At 47.0% G+C, this 21,771-nt stretch carries 17 protein-coding genes; 10 read left to right on the top strand and 7 right to left on the bottom strand.

What is annotated here, in order from left to right; translation table 11 throughout:
• Positions 1-159 precede the first annotated feature (159 nt).
• A complete protein-coding gene (locus NDI44_RS24960; RefSeq protein WP_339380736.1) occupies positions 160-1,308 on the top strand; it encodes an isomerizing glutamine--fructose-6-phosphate transaminase in 1,149 nt (382 codons plus the stop codon).
• Between the two features lie 27 nt (positions 1,309-1,335).
• On the opposite strand, the gene NDI44_RS24955 is transcribed toward NDI44_RS24960, so the two are convergent.
• Positions 1,336-2,196, bottom strand: a complete 861-nt coding sequence (locus NDI44_RS24955) for an SH3 domain-containing protein (RefSeq protein WP_190414323.1) — start codon at positions 2,194-2,196, stop codon at positions 1,336-1,338.
• A 929-nt stretch (positions 2,197-3,125) separates the two neighbouring features.
• A complete protein-coding gene (locus NDI44_RS24950; RefSeq protein ID WP_190414321.1) occupies positions 3,126-4,241 on the bottom strand; it encodes a serine/threonine-protein kinase in 1,116 nt (371 codons plus the stop codon).
• Between the two features lie 235 nt (positions 4,242-4,476).
• On the opposite strand from NDI44_RS24950, the gene NDI44_RS24945 reads away from it, so the two are divergent.
• Positions 4,477-5,226: a DUF561 domain-containing protein gene (locus tag NDI44_RS24945; RefSeq protein ID WP_190414319.1), complete on the top strand. Its 750-nt coding sequence runs from the start codon at positions 4,477-4,479 to the stop codon at positions 5,224-5,226.
• 190 nt (positions 5,227-5,416) lie between these two features.
• On the opposite strand, the gene NDI44_RS24940 is transcribed toward NDI44_RS24945, so the two are convergent.
• Positions 5,417-6,541, bottom strand: coding sequence for an aminotransferase class I/II-fold pyridoxal phosphate-dependent enzyme (locus NDI44_RS24940; RefSeq protein WP_190414317.1), 1,125 nt, complete (start codon positions 6,539-6,541; stop codon positions 5,417-5,419).
• A 346-nt stretch (positions 6,542-6,887) separates the two neighbouring features.
• Here NDI44_RS24940 and fetB point away from each other — a divergent pair, with 346 nt between their 5' ends.
• The gene (fetB, locus tag NDI44_RS24935; protein ID WP_190414315.1) at positions 6,888-7,667 is read left to right on the top strand and encodes an iron export ABC transporter permease subunit FetB; all 780 of its coding nucleotides are present in this window, start codon (positions 6,888-6,890) and stop codon (positions 7,665-7,667) included.
• Positions 7,668-7,963: 296 nt separating this feature from the next.
• On the opposite strand, the gene NDI44_RS24930 is transcribed toward fetB, so the two are convergent.
• Positions 7,964-9,901 (bottom strand): hypothetical protein, encoded by a 1,938-nt coding sequence (locus NDI44_RS24930; protein ID WP_190414313.1) that lies wholly within the window; start codon positions 9,899-9,901, stop codon positions 7,964-7,966.
• A 243-nt stretch (positions 9,902-10,144) separates the two neighbouring features.
• On the opposite strand from NDI44_RS24930, the gene NDI44_RS24925 reads away from it, so the two are divergent.
• From NDI44_RS24925 to NDI44_RS24915, 3 genes are all read left to right on the top strand, one after another.
• Complete coding sequence (locus NDI44_RS24925) at positions 10,145-11,062, top strand: SDR family oxidoreductase (protein ID WP_190414311.1); 918 nt, start codon at positions 10,145-10,147, stop codon at positions 11,060-11,062.
• 135 nt (positions 11,063-11,197) lie between these two features.
• Positions 11,198-12,499: an ATP-grasp domain-containing protein gene (locus NDI44_RS24920; RefSeq protein WP_190414309.1), complete on the top strand. Its 1,302-nt coding sequence runs from the start codon at positions 11,198-11,200 to the stop codon at positions 12,497-12,499.
• A 210-nt stretch (positions 12,500-12,709) separates the two neighbouring features.
• Positions 12,710-13,639, top strand: coding sequence for a CoA-binding protein (locus NDI44_RS24915; RefSeq protein WP_190414307.1), 930 nt, complete (start codon positions 12,710-12,712; stop codon positions 13,637-13,639).
• A 64-nt stretch (positions 13,640-13,703) separates the two neighbouring features.
• Here NDI44_RS24915 and NDI44_RS24910 read toward each other — a convergent pair whose 3' ends face one another.
• From NDI44_RS24910 to NDI44_RS24900, 3 genes are all read right to left on the bottom strand, one after another.
• Entirely contained in the window at positions 13,704-15,323 is a 1,620-nt protein-coding gene (locus NDI44_RS24910) for a hypothetical protein (RefSeq protein ID WP_190414305.1), read from the bottom strand.
• A 113-nt stretch (positions 15,324-15,436) separates the two neighbouring features.
• A complete protein-coding gene (locus NDI44_RS24905; RefSeq protein ID WP_190414303.1) occupies positions 15,437-17,167 on the bottom strand; it encodes an ABC transporter permease in 1,731 nt (576 codons plus the stop codon).
• Between the two features lie 106 nt (positions 17,168-17,273).
• Positions 17,274-18,224: an ABC transporter ATP-binding protein gene (locus NDI44_RS24900; RefSeq protein WP_190414301.1), complete on the bottom strand. Its 951-nt coding sequence runs from the start codon at positions 18,222-18,224 to the stop codon at positions 17,274-17,276.
• A 908-nt stretch (positions 18,225-19,132) separates the two neighbouring features.
• On the opposite strand from NDI44_RS24900, the gene leuB reads away from it, so the two are divergent.
• The 4 genes from leuB to NDI44_RS24880 all read left to right on the top strand — a co-directional run bounded on the left by leuB (position 19,133) and on the right by NDI44_RS24880 (position 21,760).
• Positions 19,133-20,224, top strand: coding sequence for a 3-isopropylmalate dehydrogenase (gene leuB, locus NDI44_RS24895; protein WP_190414299.1), 1,092 nt, complete (start codon positions 19,133-19,135; stop codon positions 20,222-20,224).
• Positions 20,225-20,320: 96 nt separating this feature from the next.
• Positions 20,321-20,584, top strand: a complete 264-nt coding sequence (locus NDI44_RS24890) for a hypothetical protein (RefSeq protein WP_190414298.1) — start codon at positions 20,321-20,323, stop codon at positions 20,582-20,584.
• An 87-nt stretch (positions 20,585-20,671) separates the two neighbouring features.
• Positions 20,672-21,493 (top strand): A24 family peptidase, encoded by an 822-nt coding sequence (locus tag NDI44_RS24885; RefSeq protein ID WP_190414296.1) that lies wholly within the window; start codon positions 20,672-20,674, stop codon positions 21,491-21,493.
• Positions 21,494-21,547: 54 nt separating this feature from the next.
• Positions 21,548-21,760 carry a hypothetical protein gene (locus NDI44_RS24880; protein ID WP_190414294.1) on the top strand — a complete coding sequence of 71 codons (213 nt, stop codon included), beginning with the start codon at positions 21,548-21,550 and terminating at the stop codon, positions 21,758-21,760.
• The last annotated feature ends 11 nt before the right edge of the window (positions 21,761-21,771 follow it).

Genomic DNA, 21,771 nt, shown 5'->3' with positions numbered 1-21,771 from the left:
ACTGTTCGTAGTAGGGCATAGGAACCTAGAACAGGGAGCAATTTCCTTTTAAGGGTAGGTTATTTTTCCTTCTTCCCCAACTAAGTCCGGGAATACTGCTGATAGGAGGCTCTAGCTCCTATCGGCAGCAGCCAATCCAATTAACATTTCTAGTGCAGCGTGAATTCTCCTAAAGAAAAGGTATTTTCCCACTTCATGCTCAAGGAAATCCATGAGCAATCAGAAGTTGTCCGAACTTGTTTAGAGGCTTTCTCAGAAATTCGTTTCAACGATCAACAGCCACGACTTGAATTGACTCAACAACCTCTAAACTTAGGTTTATCATCCAACTTTTACGATGGTATAGACCAGATTAAAATTCTTGCTTGTGGCAGTAGTCTTCATGCCAGCTTGGTAGGTAAATATCTATTAGAGCAAGTGGCTAAAGTGCCAACAAGCGTACACTATGCCTCAGAATTTCGGGATGCACCATCGCCTGCAACTCCGAATACTCTCATTGTTGGCGTTACCCAATCTGGAGAAACCGCAGATACTCTCGCTGCCTTAGAAATAGAAAAACAGCATTGTTCTGGTGAAACTCGATTTTTAGGAATTACCAATCAGGCGGGAAGTTCCTTAGAAAAGCTGGTAGATCGTACAATTCATACTTTGGCAGGAAGTGAAGTAGCGATCGCTGCCACCAAAACCTTTGTCGCTCAGTTGATAGCGTTTTACTGTTGGGCGCTTGATGTAGCATACTGCCGTCAAACTCTATCGAGCGATCGCCTGCATCAAATCCTCACGCAATTGCACCGAATCCCCGATCAAATTGATTTAATTTTACAAAGCCAAAAGCACGTCATCGAGCAGCTAGCCAAAGATTTTACCCATACCCAAAACTGCATTATTTTAGGGCGCGGGATTAATTTTCCTATCACTCTAGAAGCAGCACTAAAACTGAAAGAAACTAGCTATATCCACGCAACAGGTTATCATGCTGGAGAGTTTTTGCATGGCCCGATAGCGATGCTAGATTCTTCTGTGACTGTAGTAGCGATCGCGATGCCCGGAACTGTGTACGAAAAAATCCTTGCTAATGCCCAAAAAGCAAAAGCAAGGGGGGTTCAGCTCATTGGGGTGACATCCACAAACAATCCAGAAATTACAGGCATCTTTGATCGGGTATTGACTGTCCCGGAGGCGGACGAATTACTTTCTCCGATCCTGACAGTTATTCCGCTGCAACTCTTAGCCTATTACGCGGCTGTTCATCGGGGATTGGATGTTGACCGCCCCAGAAATTTGACGAAGACTTTGGCTGTGGATTAACCTGTTGATTTCAGAAATTGCGATCGCTTAATTCCCATTTCCTGGCAAGAAGTAACGTAGTCGCCATTGTCCGCGAGTCCGCACAAAACTGACGCGGTAATCGGTTTCTGAATCGTACACATAGCGGTTGAGAACCCAACCTTTTTTACCATTCCCGAGTTTCACTGGCGTCCAACCATCGATAACCTTTTCCTTCACCTCTTTCTGCATCTGCTCTGGTAGGCTGTTAAAGGTGTTGCCATCAAACCCTACAAAATCGTAAGACACAACCCCCACAACTTTGCTACCTGCCCCAGGGTTTGCACGGACATTCACATTTTGTCCTAAAATTGCCAGTTGTCCAACATTCGGTTTATCTGGGCGAATTGACTCCAGTGCTTTTGCGATATCTGGACACACCCAAACATCAGATCCCGGTTCTTTGTTCGCCACTTTTGCCTGATTGTCGGTAGCACAACCTAAACTAAGTGCCTTATCCATATATGCCCAAAATTTAGAATTTTTGTCATCAATGTTGTAGCTGTCCAAATTGAGCGTACCGCCATAGTTCCATTCAGTTTCTGAGGTGACAAGCGTGCGAATAAAATTAGCATCCCGCCGACTAATGGCATCTAAAAGACGCACGCGAAACTGAGAAAACGAACTTTTGTCTGGCGGAGTTGTTTGAGTCCCAGTTGGTTTTGGAGTCGGCGGCGTATACGGTGGGGGCGATACCGCCACAGACGGGGGTATTTTCGGTTCTAGTGTCTCCGTTGTCGCTGGAGGAGATGGAACTTCAGTTGTGGGTTGTGGTGCTTGGCTGTTGCGGTAGCTAATCGTTGCTAAAGTGGAACCTGCAATCGCTCCTATAGCGATCGCGCATATTATTAAAATTTGATAAGGTTTCATTCTCCCCTCCTGTTCGATATTCCAAGTTCCTACGTTTTCAATGCCTTATCTTTGCCGGAACCAGTGCAAATCCTGCTTGTTTGCTTTTACTGCTTTCAGGATTAACTTGCTAAAGCGGTTGGGTATTGATTCCCATTTTTTTACTCATAGAAATACCCTCACCAATCATTTTTTGACGAGGAAATAACTTATAAAACTGATTTTGAGCTTTCTAAGTAGCAAGCTTCATCAAGGGGATGCCAGTTTGTTAAGCTGCCACATGATTTCTAAGTTATTTTCGTGACTAAAGCTTTTTTGATTGAGTGCCATTTTAAATAACTTTCACAACCTCATTGGCTTTTCTATGGTTAATGATTATGATCTAAAACAAATTATTTTCATAAGATTTTTCTTGGGTCTTTGGCGATACACATCAGATACCTCATCCCCTGAGATGGGAGTGCGGCTACGCTAGAAGAAAGAGAGATAATAAGAAACTGAAGTGTAGCGCTTAAACAGGTGAATTGATATCAGCTCGCTCTCAAACTTTTTACTAAATTAGACGCTTGATTGAGCTAAATGTTTCCCTCTGTAAGCTTGAGAAATCTAAAACAACTTTTTATATTTTATCAATTAATAATAGACCGAGATAATGCAGCGAGCCTAAACGATTCATGAAGGTGATATCCTCGAATTCTTAGAGAATTCGAGGATATGAACCGCTAGTCCGCCACTTAAATGGGATTGCTATATAAGCAACCGTTCCCCTTTTTTCTATCTTTAGGAAAATAATTTTTTAGAAGATATCTGAAAGGAATATTGGCATCTTGTTTGGGCTTTCACTCTCAGGAAATAAACTGCTGCACCCAATAGGAAACTTCGGCCCAAAAGCGAAAGCCTTTGTCGAGCAATGGTGTAATAACCAACTATAATTTTTCCACTACCAATTTCTAAAGTCCTGAGTTACCAGAACTGCTAATGATGCTATGACGGGGTCTTTTCTGATGATCTCGTTGCTTTGCCTGCCACCTAGCTTTCCAGTCTCGAAGCGCGATCGCTGTTCTGGCGGTAGGAGAAACATAATTTGGTGAATTTGCTTCTGATTTTTTCTTATCTGAATCTTTCCCTGAAGGACGCTGAGTTGTCATAAACTGCGCTAAATTGTCTTGAGGCGATTCCCAGCCAAATGCCTGCATAATCGCTGTTGCAGATTGATAACGTTCGCGCAAAGAGATTTTCAGCATTCTGTTGAGAATTTTGCCAAAGTCTTTACTGACTGATATCGTGTCCTGCCACTGAATCTCACCCGTAGAGCGATCGCTATCAAATTCTAGCGGCGCTTTCCCACTCAACAAGTAAAGACACGTTACGCCTAACGAATAAATATCGCTGGCATAAACAGGACGCAGTGAAAATTGTTCCGGCGGTGCAAATCCAACCGTGCCGATAAACTGGGTGGTTTGCTTCTGACCTCCTGTATCGCTTAAAGGAACCATCTCCTCTTTGACAGCTCCAAAGTCAATCAGCACCAGCCTCCCATCGTCCTGGCAACGGATGATGTTCTGGGGCTTAATATCCCGGTGAATTACATTATTGCCGTGGATGTACTGCAACAATGGCAGGATTTGACGGAGGAAATATTTAACGCCCTCTTCCGATAAGGGACCTCCGCGCCGCACCAAGCGTGCGAGGGTATACCCTCGTACATATTCCTGAACTAAATAGAATTCTCCCTCGTTTACAAAGTAATCTAGCAGCATAGGAATTTGGGAATGGCTGCCCAACTTACTGAGGGTTCTTGCTTCTTGCTCGAAGCGTTTCCGCGCTGTTTGCAGTCCAATCGGATCGCTAAACTTGGGACACAGCTGCTTAATCACGCACAAAGGATCGCCTGGCAAGTTGGCATCTCTGGCTAAAAAGGTGATACCAAAGCCACCTCTTCCCAACATTCGCAGGATCTCATAGCGATCGCGGAACAACTGCTCGGTACCACACAGCTGCCCTAGTTCAGTTTGCTGTAAAACATCTGAGTGAAAAGTTGACAGATTTGTGGGTGGAAAATTCATGACCGTCACTGGCAGGAGGAGGGCAGGAGGGGGGCAGGATCTGCGCTATGCTCCTAGTCTAGATCCCAGTTGTGATAAAAAGCAGAGCGTAATTTTTATTTCCTGATGGTATGGCAATCAGCGGGGATGCACAACCTTCCGCAGTAATATTCCCAGGTAGATCGTTCTGAATGTAGAGACCGGATGATTCGGTCTGTACAATTAAGATGCAAAATTTGCGAGCCGAATCGGGCTTATGACCATGAATACTACACTACAGCGTGTCTTTGACCAAGGTCGTGCTTTAAAAATTATTACCGGATTGAATAACTTCAATCCGGAGCGAGTTGCTGCCACCGTTAAGGCAGCCGACTTAGGCGGTGCTACTTTCGTCGATATTGCCGCAGAACCTAATTTGGTGCGGTTGGCTCGTCAGTTGACAAGTTTGCCAATTTGTGTATCAGCAGTAGAACCAGAACTGTTTGCGATCGCAGTGGAAGCTGGAGCGGATTTGATTGAGATCGGCAACTTTGATAGTTTTTACGCGCAGGGACGGCGGTTTGAAGCAGAAGAAGTGTTGGCGCTGACGCAAGCAACGCGATCGCTGCTGCCAAATATTACCTTGTCTGTCACCGTGCCCCATATTCTGGAGCTAGATCGGCAAGTTCAACTCGCAGAAGCATTGGTAAAAGCCGGTGCCGATATTATCCAAACCGAAGGAGGCACTTCCTCAACCCCGACTCATGCCGGTACGCTGGGACTGATTGAAAAAGCGGCTCCTACCTTAGCAGCAGCTTACGAAATTTCCCGCGCTGTTTCCGTTCCAGTCCTGTGTGCTTCCGGGATTTCCAGCGTTACCGCACCGATGGCGATCGCTGCCGGTGCTGCGGGTGTCGGCGTCGGTTCTGCCATCAACCAACTCAACAGTGAAGTCGCGATGGTAGCAGCTGTTCGTAGCTTGGTGGAAGCGCTATCCACGGTCAGCCGCGAACGTATTCATGCGTAATCCCTAAGCGGTCGGAGTGATGAGTGATGAGTGATGAGTTTTGAATTTTGAATAAATCTTGGCTAAGGAACGTGGATTAAAAAACTTACACTGATTCACGTTCTGTAGGGACATGGCAGTGCTATGCCCCTACGCCAGAAATCGAGGTTAATAAATCGACCCTCAAAACTCAAAATTCAAAACTCAAAACTTATCCCAAGCAGTCTTTCAAGCTGTAAACCACTTGCTCCTGTTCCTCCAGAGAAAGTTCTGGGAACATGGGCAAGGCCAAAACCTCGTGACAGACTTGCTCTACCACAGGGAAGTCCCCAGATTTATAGCCTAAATTCTTGTAGACCGGCTGTAGGTGTAAAGGCAAGGGATAGTAAACCATCGAACTAACGCCTTGCTGCTGTAGCTGATTGCGAACCTCGTCCCGATAGCTGCCGTTACTAGATTGGGTGAGGCGAATCGTGTATTGATTCCAGACACAGCGACCTCCTGGCGTTTCTTGCGGCTTCACCACCCCAGGCACCGGCTCTAACAATCGGTGGTACTGCTGTGCAACCGAGCGACGCAGGTCATTCCACGTATCCAGATAACGCAGTTTAATTTGCAGAATGGCGGCTTGTAGAGCATCCAAGCGGCTATTAATGCCAGTTGCTTCATGATGGTAGCGATCGCGCATTCCATGCTCCCGCAGCATCCGTATAGCAGAAGCGATCGCTGGATCGTTCGTCGTCACCGCACCGCCATCCCCACAAGCACCCAGATTCTTAGTCGGAAAGAAACTAAAGCAGCCAATATGCCCGATGCTGCCAACTCTAGATCCTGCCCACTCAGCGCCTGTGGCTTGGGCACAGTCTTCAATCACCGCTAGATTATGAGCCTGTGCTACGTCCATCACTGTCGTCATATCTACCGGCTGCCCAAACAGGTGAACTGGGATAATGGCGCAAGTTTTAGCGGTAATCGCCTTTTGCAGCTGGTCGATATTGAAATTAAACGTTTGGGCATCAATATCAACAAAAACCGGCGTCGCCCCCACCACGCTAATTACTTCAGCAGTGGCAATAAAGGTGAACGGCGTCGTAATTACCTCATCCCCCGGCCCAATCTGTAAAGCCCTGAGAGCTAGATAGAGGGCATCTGTACCAGAGTTACACGCTACACACTCTGAAACGCCTGTGTAAGCTGCAAACTGTTGCTCGAAGCCTGCAACCGAAGGACCACCAATATAACGACCAGAAGCCAAGATGCCTAGAACGGCTGCATTCACTTCTTCACTGATAATTTTGTACTGCCGCGACAGGTCTAGGGGGGGAATATTATTCACTCGTTGACACCACAAATTTTTATCTACATAGAACCAAATTTTGCTCAGAAAGGGAATCCACGCCTCACCATCCTTTTTGATTCAGAATGCCGAACTTACAAAATTGTTTCGCAGAATTTGGCAGATAGAGGGACGATAACAGGAAAACGAAGCAGACCCACAGAGGACAAGGGGAGCATTCCTATTTTCACTCAGTCCTAACTCCTAACTCCTAACTCCTCAGCACTCAGTCCTCAGTCCTCAGTCCTCAGTCCTCCGCCCTCCGCCCTCCGCCCTCCGCCCTCCGCAATCAAAACTTCCTCAACCCTGGCAGAATTAGGGAGAAAGCAAGACCTCATTTTGAACTGTGGATTCTTTAATCGCACTGAACTTTACAGACCTTGTCTTGGCGTTGGGCATGATGGCAGTTGCCATTGGTTTATCCAGGATTCAACAACTCGGATTAGAAGGGCAATTGGCGATCGCGACTGGTCGCACTATTATCCAGCTGTTGGGCGTTGGATATGTATTAGCCTTCGTCTTCGCCTGGAAAAATCCTTGGGCAGTTTTGGCACTTTTGATGGTGATGCTGAGCATTGCCGCAATTGTTGCTCGCAATCGCATCGGCAAAAAAATTCCCCAAGTATTGCCCGTGGTGTGGGGGTCGATTTTGGTGAGTAGCGCCCTGACATTGAGTTACACCACTTTGTTGATCCTTCAACCGCCCATTTGGTATGAACCCCAGTACCTGATTCCCTTAGCGGGAATTGTACTCGGAAATGCGATGAATGGAGCAGCGATCGCAGGCGAACGTTTGAGCAGCACCGTCAACGCTAGTCGCGCCGAAATTGAAACCCACCTGAGCTTAGGTGCAACGCCACAACAGGCGGTTGCACAGTACCGCAAAGATTCCATCCGCGCCGGTTTGATTCCCACTCTGAACCAAATGATGGTTGTTGGAGTCGTGACACTACCAGGAATTATCACAGGTCAATTATTGAGTGGTGTTGACCCGCTGAATGCTGCATCCTACCAAATTTTAATTATGTTTATGCTTGCTTTTACCAACTTAGTGACAACTTTATTAGTCACTCAAGGGCTTTGCCGCCAGTTTTTTACTAGCGAAGCCCAACTCAAGAATCATTAAAAATAAAAAACGAGTTTTCTTAAAAAAAATACTAGGGAGTTTAACTCAAATCTTGCCCAGTTTTATTACGACTTTGCATCTGTTGTTTATTGGTTTGACAAATGCAAGATGTAATCCTAATTTCCCTTGATGATGCTACACATTTGATCCGCTCAACTGGGAAGGAAGACGAAGCAGTAAGTGTAGCAGCACAAAAGTGAAATGGTATAAGTAGCAACAGCAAAAGCTAACCCAACCTCAGGATTTGGTGGGTTGGGACAGAAAACATAACCGACCCTAATGTGAGACTTTTATTCCTAGCTAACTTTAGGATATTTGTTAATCAACGAACCATCTGGAGTATAGAGTTCAAGAGGAATACGGGCGTTATCGCTAATCGCTTCCAGTGCATCTCCTAGCGTTCGCAAATGAGCGGCTATACCAGCTTGAGCATTAGAATCTCCCCTCAATTGTGCGGCGTTTACGGTTTGCGTCACCATCTGCATATAAGCGGGTGTCAGCTGAACTCTGATAAGCTGACTGGTGACAGTGTATTCGCAGACTTTCGGCGTTCCAGCGCAGGTTTTAATAAGATCGGTACTCGCTTTTTGGAGCAGGCTGGCATACCCTAGTTGGATTTCTGCTTGCCTGAGTTCGGCTTTATAAGAACTCATTAGGGAATCGCCTTGATTGTAGAAAAAAGTACCTCTGGGGATTTTTTGAATGTTAACGATTGCATTGCGCCAGTTCAGCACCGCTAATGTCCATTGGTTGCGCTGTTCGTAATTTTTGGCATTACGTGCGAGGGTTTGAGCAAAATTGTAGGCGTTAGCAGCAATTTGTTCTTTGTTTTTGCGATCGCGTGCTGCTGACAATTTGGGCAGATTCGTCGCCAGCAGTTGCTGCGCCTCCGGGCGGGAAGTCGTGCCGACAGGAATCGCCTTGAGCCGATTGATTGCCATCTCCCAGTTCATTTCAGCCAGCCGCCAAGTGGCGATCGAATTCGCCACTCCTTCACGGGCTTCTGCTACCTGAAGCCCTTCTTTTGCAGCGTCGAGGTTTTTAAGCGCCTGTCGTTCGGCATTCACTCGCCCGTTAATCGCGGCTAAATTTATTCGATAATCCTTAATTTTCTGCTGAGCCAGTTGGTAGACCGTGCTATTTTTGGGCACGGGTTCCAAAAGCGCGATCGCTTCTCGCCATAGCTTCTGAATTTCTAACCATTCTGTCGCTGAATGGGGAGGATTTTGGCTCTGTCTAGCCGCCGCCGAACCTTTACTCAAAGCCATTACCAGCTGATCGAGCAATTCGGCTTGCTGCGAATTGTCGTTTAATTGCTTCTGAGCTTCGGAATAAGAACCAGACCAGAATGGAATCAGCTTCAAAAGGCGGATTGCCTCTTGTTGTTTCTCTCTTGCTTCTAATATTTCTTGCCCAGATTTTGGTCTTTGAAGGGTTGCAGATGCCTCCTGGCTCAACGCTTGTGCCGTGAGTAGCGGCGTACAAGTTCCGATGACGCAGGGACGTGTCAAGGCATAGAGAGTGAGCAGAAACGTCAATAAACTTACTCCCGCGCTTGCCAACAGTACCGGCAATGGCAATCGCTGTAGTTTACCAACCAGTGAAGTCGGTGGTGCTTCGGTTTTAACCTCCCCCGGCGAATCATCCGGCTCTAAACTGAGTTCATCGGCGGGAAGGGAGGAAGATTCATCAATTGTCGGTGCTGAGCCGATTTCTGCCGAATCGGTATCCACTCCAATGCTGTCATCTGCCGCTGCTGGTGTCTCGCTGGGGAGATTTTCCGGAATTGTCTCCTTGCGCCTCAATTTTTTGGGCGGATTTTTGACTTCTGTCGAATTTGGGATTGTCTCCTCGATAACAGATGTCTCATCAGCGAGAGCAGTCGTTGACCTTGACACAGTTGACGTTGGCACAGTTGACGTTGACACAACAGGCGGATCGACACTGAAGGCATGGAAAGCATAGGGTTGCTTTTGCCCGACTACTCTTAGATACAGCTGGACTTGACGGGCAAATTCCGGTTGCAGACTTTTGAGAGTTTGCTCTAACGTTCTAAAGGTTCGTTGCGGGTCAGGCAGAAAATCCGCTGGGTGTTGCGTCAAAATAATTAACGCTTCCTGCGGTAAGGCACACCGAACTTGAAAGGGAACCTTCTCCGGTAATGCCGAGTAAAGGCGATTTTGTAGAATTCGCCCCAGTACCTCTAATTCGCTTTCGCGGGCTACTGTTTCCATCCAGCAACACCCTCCGTTTCACTTTCTTCCATTTTGAGGCAGGACAGCTAAAAAGCTTGCTCAATTTTCTACTTTCAAGCAGAGGAATCGCATCAGTAGTGCTTGCAATAATTAAAAAATCTAATCAAAAATCTAAAAATTTGTCTTGGCTACAGCGAATTGGCTATTGCTTGCAATGCTAGGGCTTACCATTAACAACTGTACGGGCACGCGGCTAAGGTGTTAGCCTACTGAACTCAAGTTATGAAGATCGATACTCCACCGCTATCTGAACAAGTCATCCTAATTACAGGAGCTTCTACTGGGATTGGCGCTGCTCTGGCGCAAGTTTTAGCGACTCAGTCGTTGGGAATCCGGCTCGTCTTAGCAGCTCGAAACCAGGAAAAATTGGAGGAAGTCGCAACTTTCTGCCGCAAAGCGGGTGCTGATGTGCTGGTTGTTCCCACCGATATCTCTCAAGTTGAGCAGGCTAAAGCTTTGGCAACTAAAACGATCGACCATTTTGGGCGCGTGGATGCCTTGGTCAATAATGCCGGATATGGACAGATGGGACCAGTAGAGTTGATTCCATTTGAGGCGGTGCAGCGGCAGTTTCAGGTCAATTTACTCGGCCCGCTTGCCTTAATTCAAGCTTTAATTCCAGGAATGCGGGACCAAGGGGGTGGACGGATCGTTAATATTAGTTCTCTAGGCGGACGGCTTGCGTTTCCCTTTGGAGGGTTATATAGTTCCTCTAAATTTGCTTTGGAAGGAATTAGCGATGCACTTCGGATGGAACTGGCTCCATTCAATATCAAAGTCAGCGTGATTGAACCAGGGCCAGTCAGTACGGAGTTTTTCGCGGTAGCAGCGCAACGGGTTGAGCAAGCGATATCAACTCCACAAGATACACCTTACCGGGCTGCTTTTGAGCGGCTAGAAGGACTAGAGGAACGAACCAGTAGTCGAGCTTGGACTTCCGAACGGGTTGCTAAAGTGGTTGTGCGATCGCTCACCGACCGTCACCCTCATCCCCGCTACGTGGCTGCTACTGGGGGAGATATTCTACTGTTTTTAATGAACAAAGTGTTGCCTACCAGGGCGGTTGATGCCTTTTGGCAGCGTTTCTATGGAATTGATAAAGTCGCCAAAGACTGGCAAAGTCGTCAGAAACAGGGGTAATCGGGATTGGGTAATTGTCACTCGTCATTATCGTTAGCCATTCGTCTTTGGTTTGCTGCGACTGCCGAATAACGAATCCCTTTTTTCTCAATTACCATTCCCCATTCCCCATCCCTCATCCTTAAATTGCCATTCATGGATTTACTAGAATATCAAGCTAAAGAATTATTTCGGGAGATGGGCATTCCCGTTTTGCCTTCTCAACGAATTGATAATTCCAGAGACCTCAAGGGTTTGCAAATTCCTTACCCGGTTGTCCTAAAATCGCAAGTGCGTGCTGGTGGACGGGGTAGAGCGGGTGGAATTCGATTTGCAGAAAATACCATCGATGCGATCGCGGCAGCACGGACGATTTTTAATTTGCCGATTCTGGGTGAATATCCCCAAGTGCTTCTAGCAGAAGCAAAATACGATGCTACTCGTGAATTTTATCTAGCCGTCACCCTAGACTACGACCTTCGTCGCCCGGTGCTGCTAGGTTCCTCACAAGGAGGCATGAACTTGGAAGCGGTGATGGAGCTTCTTCAGCAAGTTGTTGTTGACCAAGAATTTTCCTCCTTTTATGCCCGCCATCTGACCCTGAAAATGGGACTCCAAGGTTCCTTGATCCAGTCAGTTAGCACCGTTATCGAAAAGATGTACCATCTGTTTATCCAAAACGATTTAGATGGAGTAGAAATCAATCCCCTAGGTGTAAGTCCTACAGGCGAATTGATGGCTTTAGATGGCAAAATTACAGTCAATGATGCTGCTCTTAGACGGCATCCTGCTTTGGCTTCTCTAGCGGCAAAAATGCCTCAGTCCGATATCGCGAAGGAAACGCCTACAGACATCGATCCCGGTAAGTTTCTACCCATTCAGAACTGGCTGAATCGAGATGGTAATATTGGGATTCTCTGTAACGGCACCAGCTTGGCGATGGCAATGGTGGATTTGGTTTACAGCGCTGGCGGTAAGCCGAGACTTTGCCTAATTGTGGGTGAGGAGACAAGTGGAAATTTGACACCCGCATCTTGGAGAGAACAGCTCGAACAAGCGCTGGAGCGTCTCACTCAAAATAAAAATATTAAAGTATTGCTGGTTAATATTTTGGGCAATACCGCAGCGAGTCAGGAAGTCGTTGCAGTGATTGATTCATATCTGCAACGAAAAGTTAATGAAATGACAGAGCATCCGCAGCGAATGACTCGACGGGTTAGTACACCCAGCCCCAAGGACTCTCGCACCCGGATCGGCGATCGCAGACCAGAATTTCTCACCCTGCTTCCCCAATTTGTTGTCCGCTTAGCAGGTGGCGAACTCGACAAAAGCCAAGAGCCTCTAGCGACGATGCCCGTACACTGGAGTGATAATCTGGATGACGCTGTTGAGCAAGCGATTTCCCTAGCCAAAGCAGCAGCTAAAAGTAGATCCGGGACTCCCAGCACCAAATCGTGAGGCAAGGTTGTTTTAGCGGTCGAGCTTTCATGCTGCTTTGCTTGGCATTAAAGTTACATTCAGGACGTTGGCTTGCTCCTGTCAACCTGACTCGCTCATCTCAACCTGATATAGATGTATGGGAGATGTTAGATACCGACATTTGTTATTAGACCTCATGTGCTGTTCGCGCACGAACGTTGCATGGAAAATAGACTTTGGTAAAGGATCATGAAGTTAACGCCAGACAGTAAAATCCTGATACAAGGCATCGCAGAACCACTTGCGTCAACCTACACTGCCCGAATGACAGCTTACGGCACGAAGGTAGTAGCTGGGGTCAGTGCCGGTCAGGGAGGGCAAACGCTGGATGGCATTCCGGTGTTCGACCTGGTAGAGCAGGCGATACAGTCGGTCGGAGCGGTTGACATTAGCATTATCTTTGTACGACCTTACGCGGCGCTTGATGCTGCGCTAGAAGCGATCGCAGCAGGTATCCGACAAATTATTCTGATTACGGGTGGGATACCTCCCCTGGATATGGTTCGGCTGCTCAGAAAGGCAGAGGCGACTCAAACTCTCATCGTCGGTCCCAGCAGTGCTGGGATTATTGTTCCAGGCAAGGTTTTACTAGGCACTCATGAACCTGAATTTTATAGTCCTGGATCGGTGGGGCTGCTCAGCCGCAGCGGCAATCTCACCTACGAAGTAGCCGGGGAAATGACACGAGCCGGTTATGGTCAGTCGATTGCTGTCAGTATTGGCAGCGAGCCGTTTGTCGGATCTTCTGTCGTACAATGGCTGGAAATTTTGGCAGCAGATAAAAACACGAAGGTCATTGTTTTAGTCAGCCATATCAGCCATACCAGTTCTAGTGATGAACAGGCGGCAGCAGAATACATCGTTGCTACACTTGATAAGCCAGTAATTGTATATTTTGTCGGTCGCTTGCTTCCACAAGAAAAACTTTTAGGCCCAGGGAATGCACTTGGTTTTTGGCGTCAGGAAGCGATGCTCGCTTCTCCACAGGCTGAACTTGCCGCCGAACAGACACCTGAAAACCGAAAAATTGCCGCTTTCAAGCAAGCGAAAATTCCAATAGCAGAGCGCCCTTCCCAAATTCCAGAGTTGGTGAAAAAGGCGCTCAAAAAGTCGGGTTGAGGATTGAGTTAGAGCGGGAAGAGAGGGAGAAGCAGTCGCGATATTTCTCCCACTCTGAAGTGTTCTAGCGGGCGGGTGCTGATGGACGATTGGCAAAGATTGCTTTGGAGGAAGATGCGCCTGCTAATCGCATCTGCCGCGTCAATTGTAAGCTTAACAATGTCGTAACGCTCCACTGTCCCAAGATTGTCAGAAAAATGGGAATTGTGGAGGCTTCTTTTACCCCTATCCACGGAAAGGCGGTAAGCAGCCACACACCAGAGCTTTGATAAAATGGCATCGACAGCACGCTGAAAAAGATTGGGGGAAATGCAATCAAGGCTATTACAGTTATGCCAGCCCAGAGCGATCGCTTTGCTGTTTTCATAAATAGCAGCATCTGAGCGATACCCGCCAATATCAAGATCCAGTTTAGGCTCAAGATCAAACCTAAAATAGCTGAAATCTTGCCACTGTTTTGAGGCCAAAACAGAATCCAAGCACCCCAAATTACGGTTTTAATGCCCAAATTTACTGCTACTGCCACCAGTGATGGGCTTTTTTCACCCCACAGCAAATCCTGCATTAAGTCGCTTTTCCAAAAACTTTTACGGTTAGAAACCTTTTCGCGGCGGTAACGCGCCCAATCCTGTAATGCCTGACGGTGAGGGGATAAACCTGCAATTAAACCCAAGAACCATAGCAGATTTACGGTTTCCATAAAGACCAACAATCCCCACAGAAATCCAGATTCAGCAAATTGTGCCGGATTTAAGTGGTTCTTTTGTAGACAAAAACCTAGAAGCAGGAATTCAAAATAAGCGACCATCCAGTAACTTTGTTTTTTGCTGATAAGCGTGGCGTTGGCATTAGCAAAACGCCGATTTAAGGCTTGCCAAATCCAGTAAGTCCACAAACTAAAAGTTAGAATTGCAAAGGTCTCAGCTAACAAAAAGTTACTACCGAGCGGTATATAAAACCATTGCCAATAGTATAGTACTGAATCGCTCCAATCATAATTGGCCTGTGTAACCAGGGACACAGACCAATTAATTACATTTAGCCAAGGCAAAGCAAATACAAAGGTTAAAAAACTGGCTGACGAAGCTTGAAATTCGCTCAAAAATCCATAAAGTAAGGCAGCGCTATAGAAGAAATAGTAACTAGCACCTGAGAGCAAATAAAAACTCACCAGAAAGTAAAAAGGTACACCGGCACTAATCGCAGACCAGCAATGCAATGGTAGTGCTAGGGCCACACCCAGATAAAGTAAAATAGGCACTCCCAGGATTTTCCCCGTCAAAATGCTTTGACTTGATTGGGGACTCAATCGAATGAAATTCAGGGTGCCTCGACGCTCTTCTTTACCAAGGTCGCTGAGAATCATATAGACCCCAGCGAGTAATAAGATAAGAGGCAAAGTCCAATTCAAAATGCTGAATAGGGTTTGCCACCACTGCTGCCAGTCAATGACAATCTCACCGGCAGCATCCAACCGGCAGTTGTAGTTACTGGTTCTTACACAAAAGCTGCTGTAGGTTCCATCAAGATTTAGTTGTTCGTAAAAATATAAGACCAGTAAAAACTGACTAATCAAAGAGACACCGATAGCGATCGCTAACTTGCGAGTTTTCAGTTGTCCTTTGAGTTCGCGCAGAAACTGAGGGTTCCAATCGCCCAATCGCTCCATCCAAAGTAGGTTCATCTCTGTTTTCCTTGATCGCAAGTTTTGAGAAGAAACCCGTTTTCGAGGCAGAAAACGGGTTTTTCTAGATTCGTTTGTTTGTGTCCGAGAATTCGATTCGAGCGATCGCTTCTCTACAAGCCGTTAGCGGGTAAAGAGGGACGATTGGACATCAGCGATTTCGACGCAGACTCACCCGCCTGTCGCAACTGTCGCGCTGTCTGAATACTCAACAAGCTGAACATTAGCCACTGACCCAGCACTGCCAGACCCAGGCTAGTCGCAGCAGCATCTTTTACAGCACCCCAGGCGAAGACGGAAAACAGCCATACGCCAGGGATTTTAGCGGGAGAGATTGATAGTAAGCCGAACACAATCGGCGGCAATATAATCAATCCAGCCACTGTACTCGCTGCCCAGAGCGATCGCTTCGGTGTCTTCATGAACAGCACTAGCTGAGCGACGCCTGTGTAAATCAAGATTAAATTGACACTCAGCAGGAGGGTCGCCAGCGCTGATGCTTTATACGCACTTGCAGGCCAAAGGAGTATCCAAGGCACCATGATAGTTGAAGCAATCAGTAAATTCAGTGCCACTGCTACCACTGAGGGGCTTTTTTCCCCCCAAACCAAATCCTGCACCAAGTTTTTCACGCGAGAAGATGTTTTCTCCCGTCGGTAACGCGCCCAATCCTGCAAAACTTGGCGGTGCGGCGACAACGCTGCCATCAGACACAAGAACAGCGGCAAATTTAACAACAGCAAACCACCAAAATTATCAAACAGTCCGCCTGGTATAGATTCTGGATTATCTGCGCGCCATTTGGGTAAGGTTAGAGCAAATCCCAGAACAGCCACTTCAAAGCAAGCCGTCATTATATAACTCTGCCGTTTGCTGAGGAGAGTCGTACTGGGATTGTGAAAGCAACGCTTCATCCCTTGCCAAAACCATAAAGTTCCCACCGCATAGTTCAGCACGCTAAAGCCGATGACATTCCAGATGCTGGTACCTAGAGGTAAGTAAAACCATTTCCAGGCTTCCAGTTGCGCCATTCCCATTGACGTTGAATAGGCACTTCCTTGAGAACTGGCATTAATGAGGTATGCCAGCACAATTGAAGGAGAAAATAGATGCAGCCAATCTAGGGGGGAATTATGGATGATTGTGCTGCTGTTAAGGCTCAAGCCAGTCATGAGGGTCAGAAACATCAGCACGATGCCACTGCCAATCCAAGACTGAAATCCACCGAGTCCACCAGCGACCAATCCATAAAGTAAGGCGGCGCTGTAGATGCAAGCGGCGCTGGCAACCACGACACCATAAAAGCCCAGAATGAGGACTAAAGGAATTTCAGCCGACAGACCCGCAAACAAATGCAAAGGAATCGCCAGACCGGCTAGGAGATAAAGTAAAATCGGCACTCCCAGCAGCTTGCCGCTGAAAATACTGGTTGTTGACTGGGGGCTGAGGCGAATGAAATTCAGCGTGCCGCGATTTTCTTCCCGCGATAGGTCGCTAATTAGCATATAGGTGCCAGCCACCAAGACGGTCAGGAAGCCAATAACACTCAGCCAGACGAACACATCTAGCCACCACAATTGCCAGTTAATAACAATATTGCCAAGGGGGTCTAGAAGGCATTTCTGCCCATAACCAGGGCGATAGTCTAGGCAATATCTACTGTAGATATCGCCCGTACCCGTATCAACCGGCAGTTGAGTCGCGAAACTCATCAGCAGTAGCATTTGACCCATCAGCGCGATCGCTACTGCAATTAATACATTTCGGGGTTTAAGACGCCCTTTAATTTCTCGTAACAGCTGGGGATTCCAATCTCCCAGCCGGTCGCTCCAATTAATTTTCATCACTAAAAAATCTCCAGAATTAAATTCAGTGCTGAGTGAAGAGTAAGCATTGTTAATAACTCAGTCCAAAGCCTTCAGTCCTCAGCCCTCAGTCCTCAATCTTGTCTTATGATGCTTGCTGGTGTCCCAGCTTCAGGAAAATGGTTTCCAAGTCTTCCTGAGTGCAATGAAATTCGGTCAGAGGGATGTCAGATTCAACAAGCGATCGCAACAACTTAGCACAATCTTCCTGACCCCCAGAAAAGTAAAGGCGCACTCGCTCTTGTCCCGCCATCACCTCCAACTCTTCGACTAAAGGATGGTTTCTCAGCTTTGATACAAGTGACTCTAGCTTACCCAACGTAGACAAGAAAATTTGCTGGCGGCTGAGGCGGCGGCGAAGTTCCTTGAGTGGCGAACTTTCTACGAGAAAGCCGAGTTCCATGATGCCTACTGAGGTGCAAAGTTCCTCTAAGTCGCTAAGGACGTGTGACGAAATGACAATCGTCATCCCGGCTTCCTGCAATACTTTGATGATTTCCCGAAACTGCATCCTGGCAAGAGGATCTAATCCGGAAACGGGTTCATCCAACAGCAGCAAAATCGGTTCGTGAATAATTGTCCGCGCCAGACTTAGGCGCTGTTTCATCCCCCGCGAGAGAGTGGCAATCATGCTATTGCGCTTACCCGTTAGCTGCACCAGTTCTAAAACTTCCCGCAGGCGCTGGCTGCGGTGTGGTTCTCGCAAGCGGTAGAGACGCCCAAAATAGTCTAGGTAGTCCCAGACTGTCAAATCGTCGTACAGGGGGAAGTCATCAGGTAGATAGCCGAGTCGCCGCTTCAGGGTAGGGTTGCTGTGATCGCGTTGCAGGCGATCGCCATTAATATAAATTTCACCTGTCGTTGGCTCTTCAGCCGCCGCCAACATCCGCAGCAAAGTTGTTTTACCGGCTCCATTCGGTCCAATTAGTCCATAGACTTCACCAGCTTTTACCTGTAAATCAATATCATTAACTGCAATATGTCGATCGAATTGCTTGGTGAGTCCACAAGTTTGAATTGCCAGTTCTTTTGCCATAGCTGCTGAGGGTTGACTGTAAGATGGCTTGCTTGAGTGCTAGCGTAGCCTTTACCTACAGCATTTGCCACGAGCGTTTCTGAAATTTAAACAAGATTGCAGAACCGATTAGCCTTGTAATTCCTTAATTTGTCCCAATTAGGATACTTTCAGGGGGATCAGACATTTTACTATTTGGTTCAGCTAGCACCTTCAAGCATAGAAGGCTCTTACAAGAGCGATCGCACTTTTGGCTCTGTGTCAATGCCGTTCGTTAATATTCGGATGCTCTGTTCTTCCAATCCTCAAATAGCACGCCTGTAATCTTTAATAATTCTCTGCAAGCATTTTAATTAATTTTATTTAATAAAGTTTACTGTTTTTTTGGACATTCACAACTCCAATACATTACATCATTTATTGAAAAAATATTTAATAAATTTGCTTGCGAATCAGCCTTAGATATTTTATTCTTTCATCTTGAACTTTCTTACTTGCAACTATTTAATAAATTTAAAAGAGGTTCAAAAGCCAGTTAGTAAAAGACACGAGTCCTAAATCAACTTCGACAATGGCACATAAATTATCCGATATCGAGCTGATAAAATGCTGAAAAATAGTATTGACATTTTATAGAGACGAAGGATTCGAGCGGCAATTTCTCCTTGTTAGCAGCATTGACTGAATGCTTTGCCCATTACATTATGAATGGTGTTATAACCAACTTCTCAGACATTCCGCTCCTGGCTGCCCTCACCGCCTTCTTTTTTGGCAGAAAGTTAGCAATCAGAGGAATTGCTGGTATTCCCACACCTATTTAGGTCTAGCTGGGCTTTAGCTCTAGCTGGGCAGATTGTAACTGAATCTGAACGTTTTTCAGGTACATTTCCCCTGTATGATTAATAACTCGCAAGAGTTTTGAACAACCTATGACACAGCAGAACTACCGTATTACCCTACTTCCCGGCGATGGCATTGGCCCTGAAATTATGGCAGTAGCGGTAGACGTGTTGAAACTTGTCGGGAAACAATTTGAGATTCAGTTTGAATTTCAAGAAGCCCTTGTGGGGGGTGCGGCGATTGACGCTACGGGAGAACCGCTACCCGCCCAAACGTTGGAAACATGCCGCAATAGCGATGCTGTTTTACTCGCTGCTATTGGCGGTTATAAGTGGGATAACCTCCCTCGCCATCAACGCCCGGAAACGGGTTTGCTAGGACTCAGGGCTGGTCTTGGCTTATTCGCCAATTTGCGTCCCGCCAAAATATTACCCCAGTTAGTGGATGCTTCGTCCTTGAAACGGGAAGTGGTCGAGGGCGTTGATATCATGGTGGTGCGCGAATTGACTGGTGGTATCTACTTTGGGGAACCGAGAGGAGTTTTTGCTACGGAAACAGGCGAGAAGCGCGGCGTCAATACAATGGCTTATACGGAATCAGAGATTGACCGGATTGGGCAAGTAGCCTTTGAGACAGCGCAAAAACGTAGTGGAAAGCTATGTTCGGTGGATAAATCAAATGTGCTGGAAGTATCGCAGTTGTGGCGCGAGCGCATAACTGCGCTCTCTAAAGAATATCCAGATGTGGAATTGTCTCACCTCTATGTAGACGCCGCTGCTATGCAACTTCTTCGCTGGCCTAAACAATTCGACACAATTGTGACAGGTAATCTATTTGGTGATATCCTGTCTGATGCTGCCGCTATGCTTACTGGCAGTATTGGAATGTTACCTTCTGCCAGTTTAGGTGCATCTGGCCCCGGTGTCTTTGAACCCGTCCACGGTTCTGCCCCCGATATCGCTGGGCAAGATAAAGCAAATCCGCTGGCGCAGGTTCTGAGTGCAGCGATGATGCTGCGCTACGGCTTAGATCAGCCTGCTGCTGCCGACAGAATTGAGCAAGCGGTGATGCAAGTTCTGGAGCGCGGCGATCGCACGGGTGACATTATGTCTGAGGGGATGAATCTTTTAGGGTGCAGTGCAATGGGCAATGCATTAATCCAAGCACTAGAAAAGCCTTAAGAAAATTTCATCCTCAACTGCAACAAAAATTGGTATACCTATTGCAGTAATTGCACTGGTAGATTATAGACTAGCTCAAATAACAGGGGTAGATGAGTGGTTTACGCTTCACAGCAACGGTTAGAAAATCGGACGGAAAGGATAGATATCCCCGTGTTGCTAGACCCCAGCATCGTCAGAGCAGCTCGACAAATCTATCGGACTTACTCGGAAGTCCATCCAGACCGTATGCAGCGCCCTCTAGGGGTGGCAATCGATCGGTATACCTATCGGGGCAAGCTGATTTTTGCAGGCAAACCGATTCTGTTGCCGCAAGAATGTTTTGTGCCTTTTAGTCAAATTGAGTCGGAAATATATTAGTGATTAGTCTAAATTGTCCTTAGTCATGACCCATGACCCATGACTCATGACCCATGACTCATGACCCGTGACTGATAACTAATTGCTATGGATGATTTGATGGCGTTGCCTGCTGCTGCGATTGTCTTCGCATTGGGTGCCTCAATTGGCAGTTTTCTCAATGTGGTAGTTTATCGATTGCCAGCAGGTTTATCGATTCTTTGGCCCCCTTCTCGTTGCCCGCAATGTCTGCATCGACTGGGTAAAGGTGAAAATGTCCCAATTGTCGGTTGGCTGCGGTTACGAGGGCGCTGTCGCCACTGTAGAAGCAAGATTTCCATACGCTATCCACTGGTAGAAGCGTCAACAGGGATGCTGTTTTTGCTAGTTTTCTTGACGTTTGGCATTTCGGTGCAAACGCTAGGATATTGGGCTTTTTTTAGCTGGCTTTTAACATTATCCCTAATCGATTTAGACACAATGACATTGCCCAATCCACTTACTCAAACCGGCTTAATTTTGGGTTTAGTGTTTCAGGGGATCGCAGGTTTTCTGCCAGCAGCAAGTTGGGCGGAAAGTGCAAATCATTTGATGTCAGGCATTGTGGGTGGTGTAGTCGGAATTTGGTTGTTTGACATCATTGCTTTTGCGGGAGCGATCGCTTTGGGACGAGCGGCAATGGGTGGAGGAGATGCTAAACTGGCGGCAATGATGGGAGCCTGGTTGGGCTGGAAGAATTTGCTACTGGCTGGGTTTTTGGCTTGTGTAGTGGGAGCCTTTGCCGGTGGGGGAGCGATCGCGCTTGGCTGGCTTGACCGGCACCGCCCCATGCCGTTTGGTCCCTTCCTAGCACTGGGAGCGCTTTTGGCAGCTTTTTGGGGTGAGGCGATTTGGTCTGCTTACCTGCAACTCTTTTTCCCCCTCAATTAACGCATTCCCCCTGCCCTGATTTACCGCAATACTGCCGTATTGTAAGATATTCCAGTGTCTTGGATTACCCTAAAAACAAATTGCGCTCGCTGGGAAGCTGAATTAATGCAGCAAATGCTAGCGGCTCATCAAATTCCTAGTCGGATTCTCGACCTCGGTGTGGCACCTTATTTTGGTGCGGGGAGTCCTACTGCCTTACAGGTGCGATCGCAGGATCGGTGGGCCGCTCTGCTATTATTGAGTCCGATTCAGGAAGAGCAAGCTTAAAGCGTAGGAAA

Origin of the sequence: Trichocoleus sp. DQ-A3, assembly GCF_039961975.1 — a bacterium.
GTDB lineage: Bacteria > Cyanobacteriota > Cyanobacteriia > Cyanobacteriales > FACHB-T130 > FACHB-T130.
This window is presented reverse-complemented; position numbering and strand designations above follow the sequence as displayed.

What these genes read in the sequence shown, in the direction of transcription:
- NDI44_RS24945 (WP_190414319.1), top strand. Translation starts at nt 4,477, where the DNA reads ATGACCATGAATACTACACTACAGCGTGTCTTTGACCAAGGTCGTGCT.
- NDI44_RS24905 (WP_190414303.1), bottom strand. Translation starts at nt 17,167, where the DNA reads ATGAAAATTAATTGGAGCGACCGGCTGGGAGATTGGAATCCCCAGCTG.
- NDI44_RS24900 (WP_190414301.1), bottom strand. Translation starts at nt 18,224, where the DNA reads ATGGCAAAAGAACTGGCAATTCAAACTTGTGGACTCACCAAGCAATTC.
- NDI44_RS24950 (WP_190414321.1), bottom strand. Translation starts at nt 4,241, where the DNA reads ATGAATTTTCCACCCACAAATCTGTCAACTTTTCACTCAGATGTTTTA.
- NDI44_RS24920 (WP_190414309.1), top strand. Translation starts at nt 11,198, where the DNA reads ATGGATTTACTAGAATATCAAGCTAAAGAATTATTTCGGGAGATGGGC.
- NDI44_RS24925 (WP_190414311.1), top strand. Translation starts at nt 10,145, where the DNA reads ATGAAGATCGATACTCCACCGCTATCTGAACAAGTCATCCTAATTACA.
- NDI44_RS24930 (WP_190414313.1), bottom strand. Translation starts at nt 9,901, where the DNA reads ATGGAAACAGTAGCCCGCGAAAGCGAATTAGAGGTACTGGGGCGAATT.
- leuB (WP_190414299.1), top strand. Translation starts at nt 19,133, where the DNA reads ATGACACAGCAGAACTACCGTATTACCCTACTTCCCGGCGATGGCATT.
- NDI44_RS24910 (WP_190414305.1), bottom strand. Translation starts at nt 15,323, where the DNA reads ATGAACCTACTTTGGATGGAGCGATTGGGCGATTGGAACCCTCAGTTT.
- NDI44_RS24955 (WP_190414323.1), bottom strand. Translation starts at nt 2,196, where the DNA reads ATGAAACCTTATCAAATTTTAATAATATGCGCGATCGCTATAGGAGCG.
- NDI44_RS24885 (WP_190414296.1), top strand. Translation starts at nt 20,672, where the DNA reads ATGGATGATTTGATGGCGTTGCCTGCTGCTGCGATTGTCTTCGCATTG.
- NDI44_RS24915 (WP_190414307.1), top strand. Translation starts at nt 12,710, where the DNA reads ATGAAGTTAACGCCAGACAGTAAAATCCTGATACAAGGCATCGCAGAA.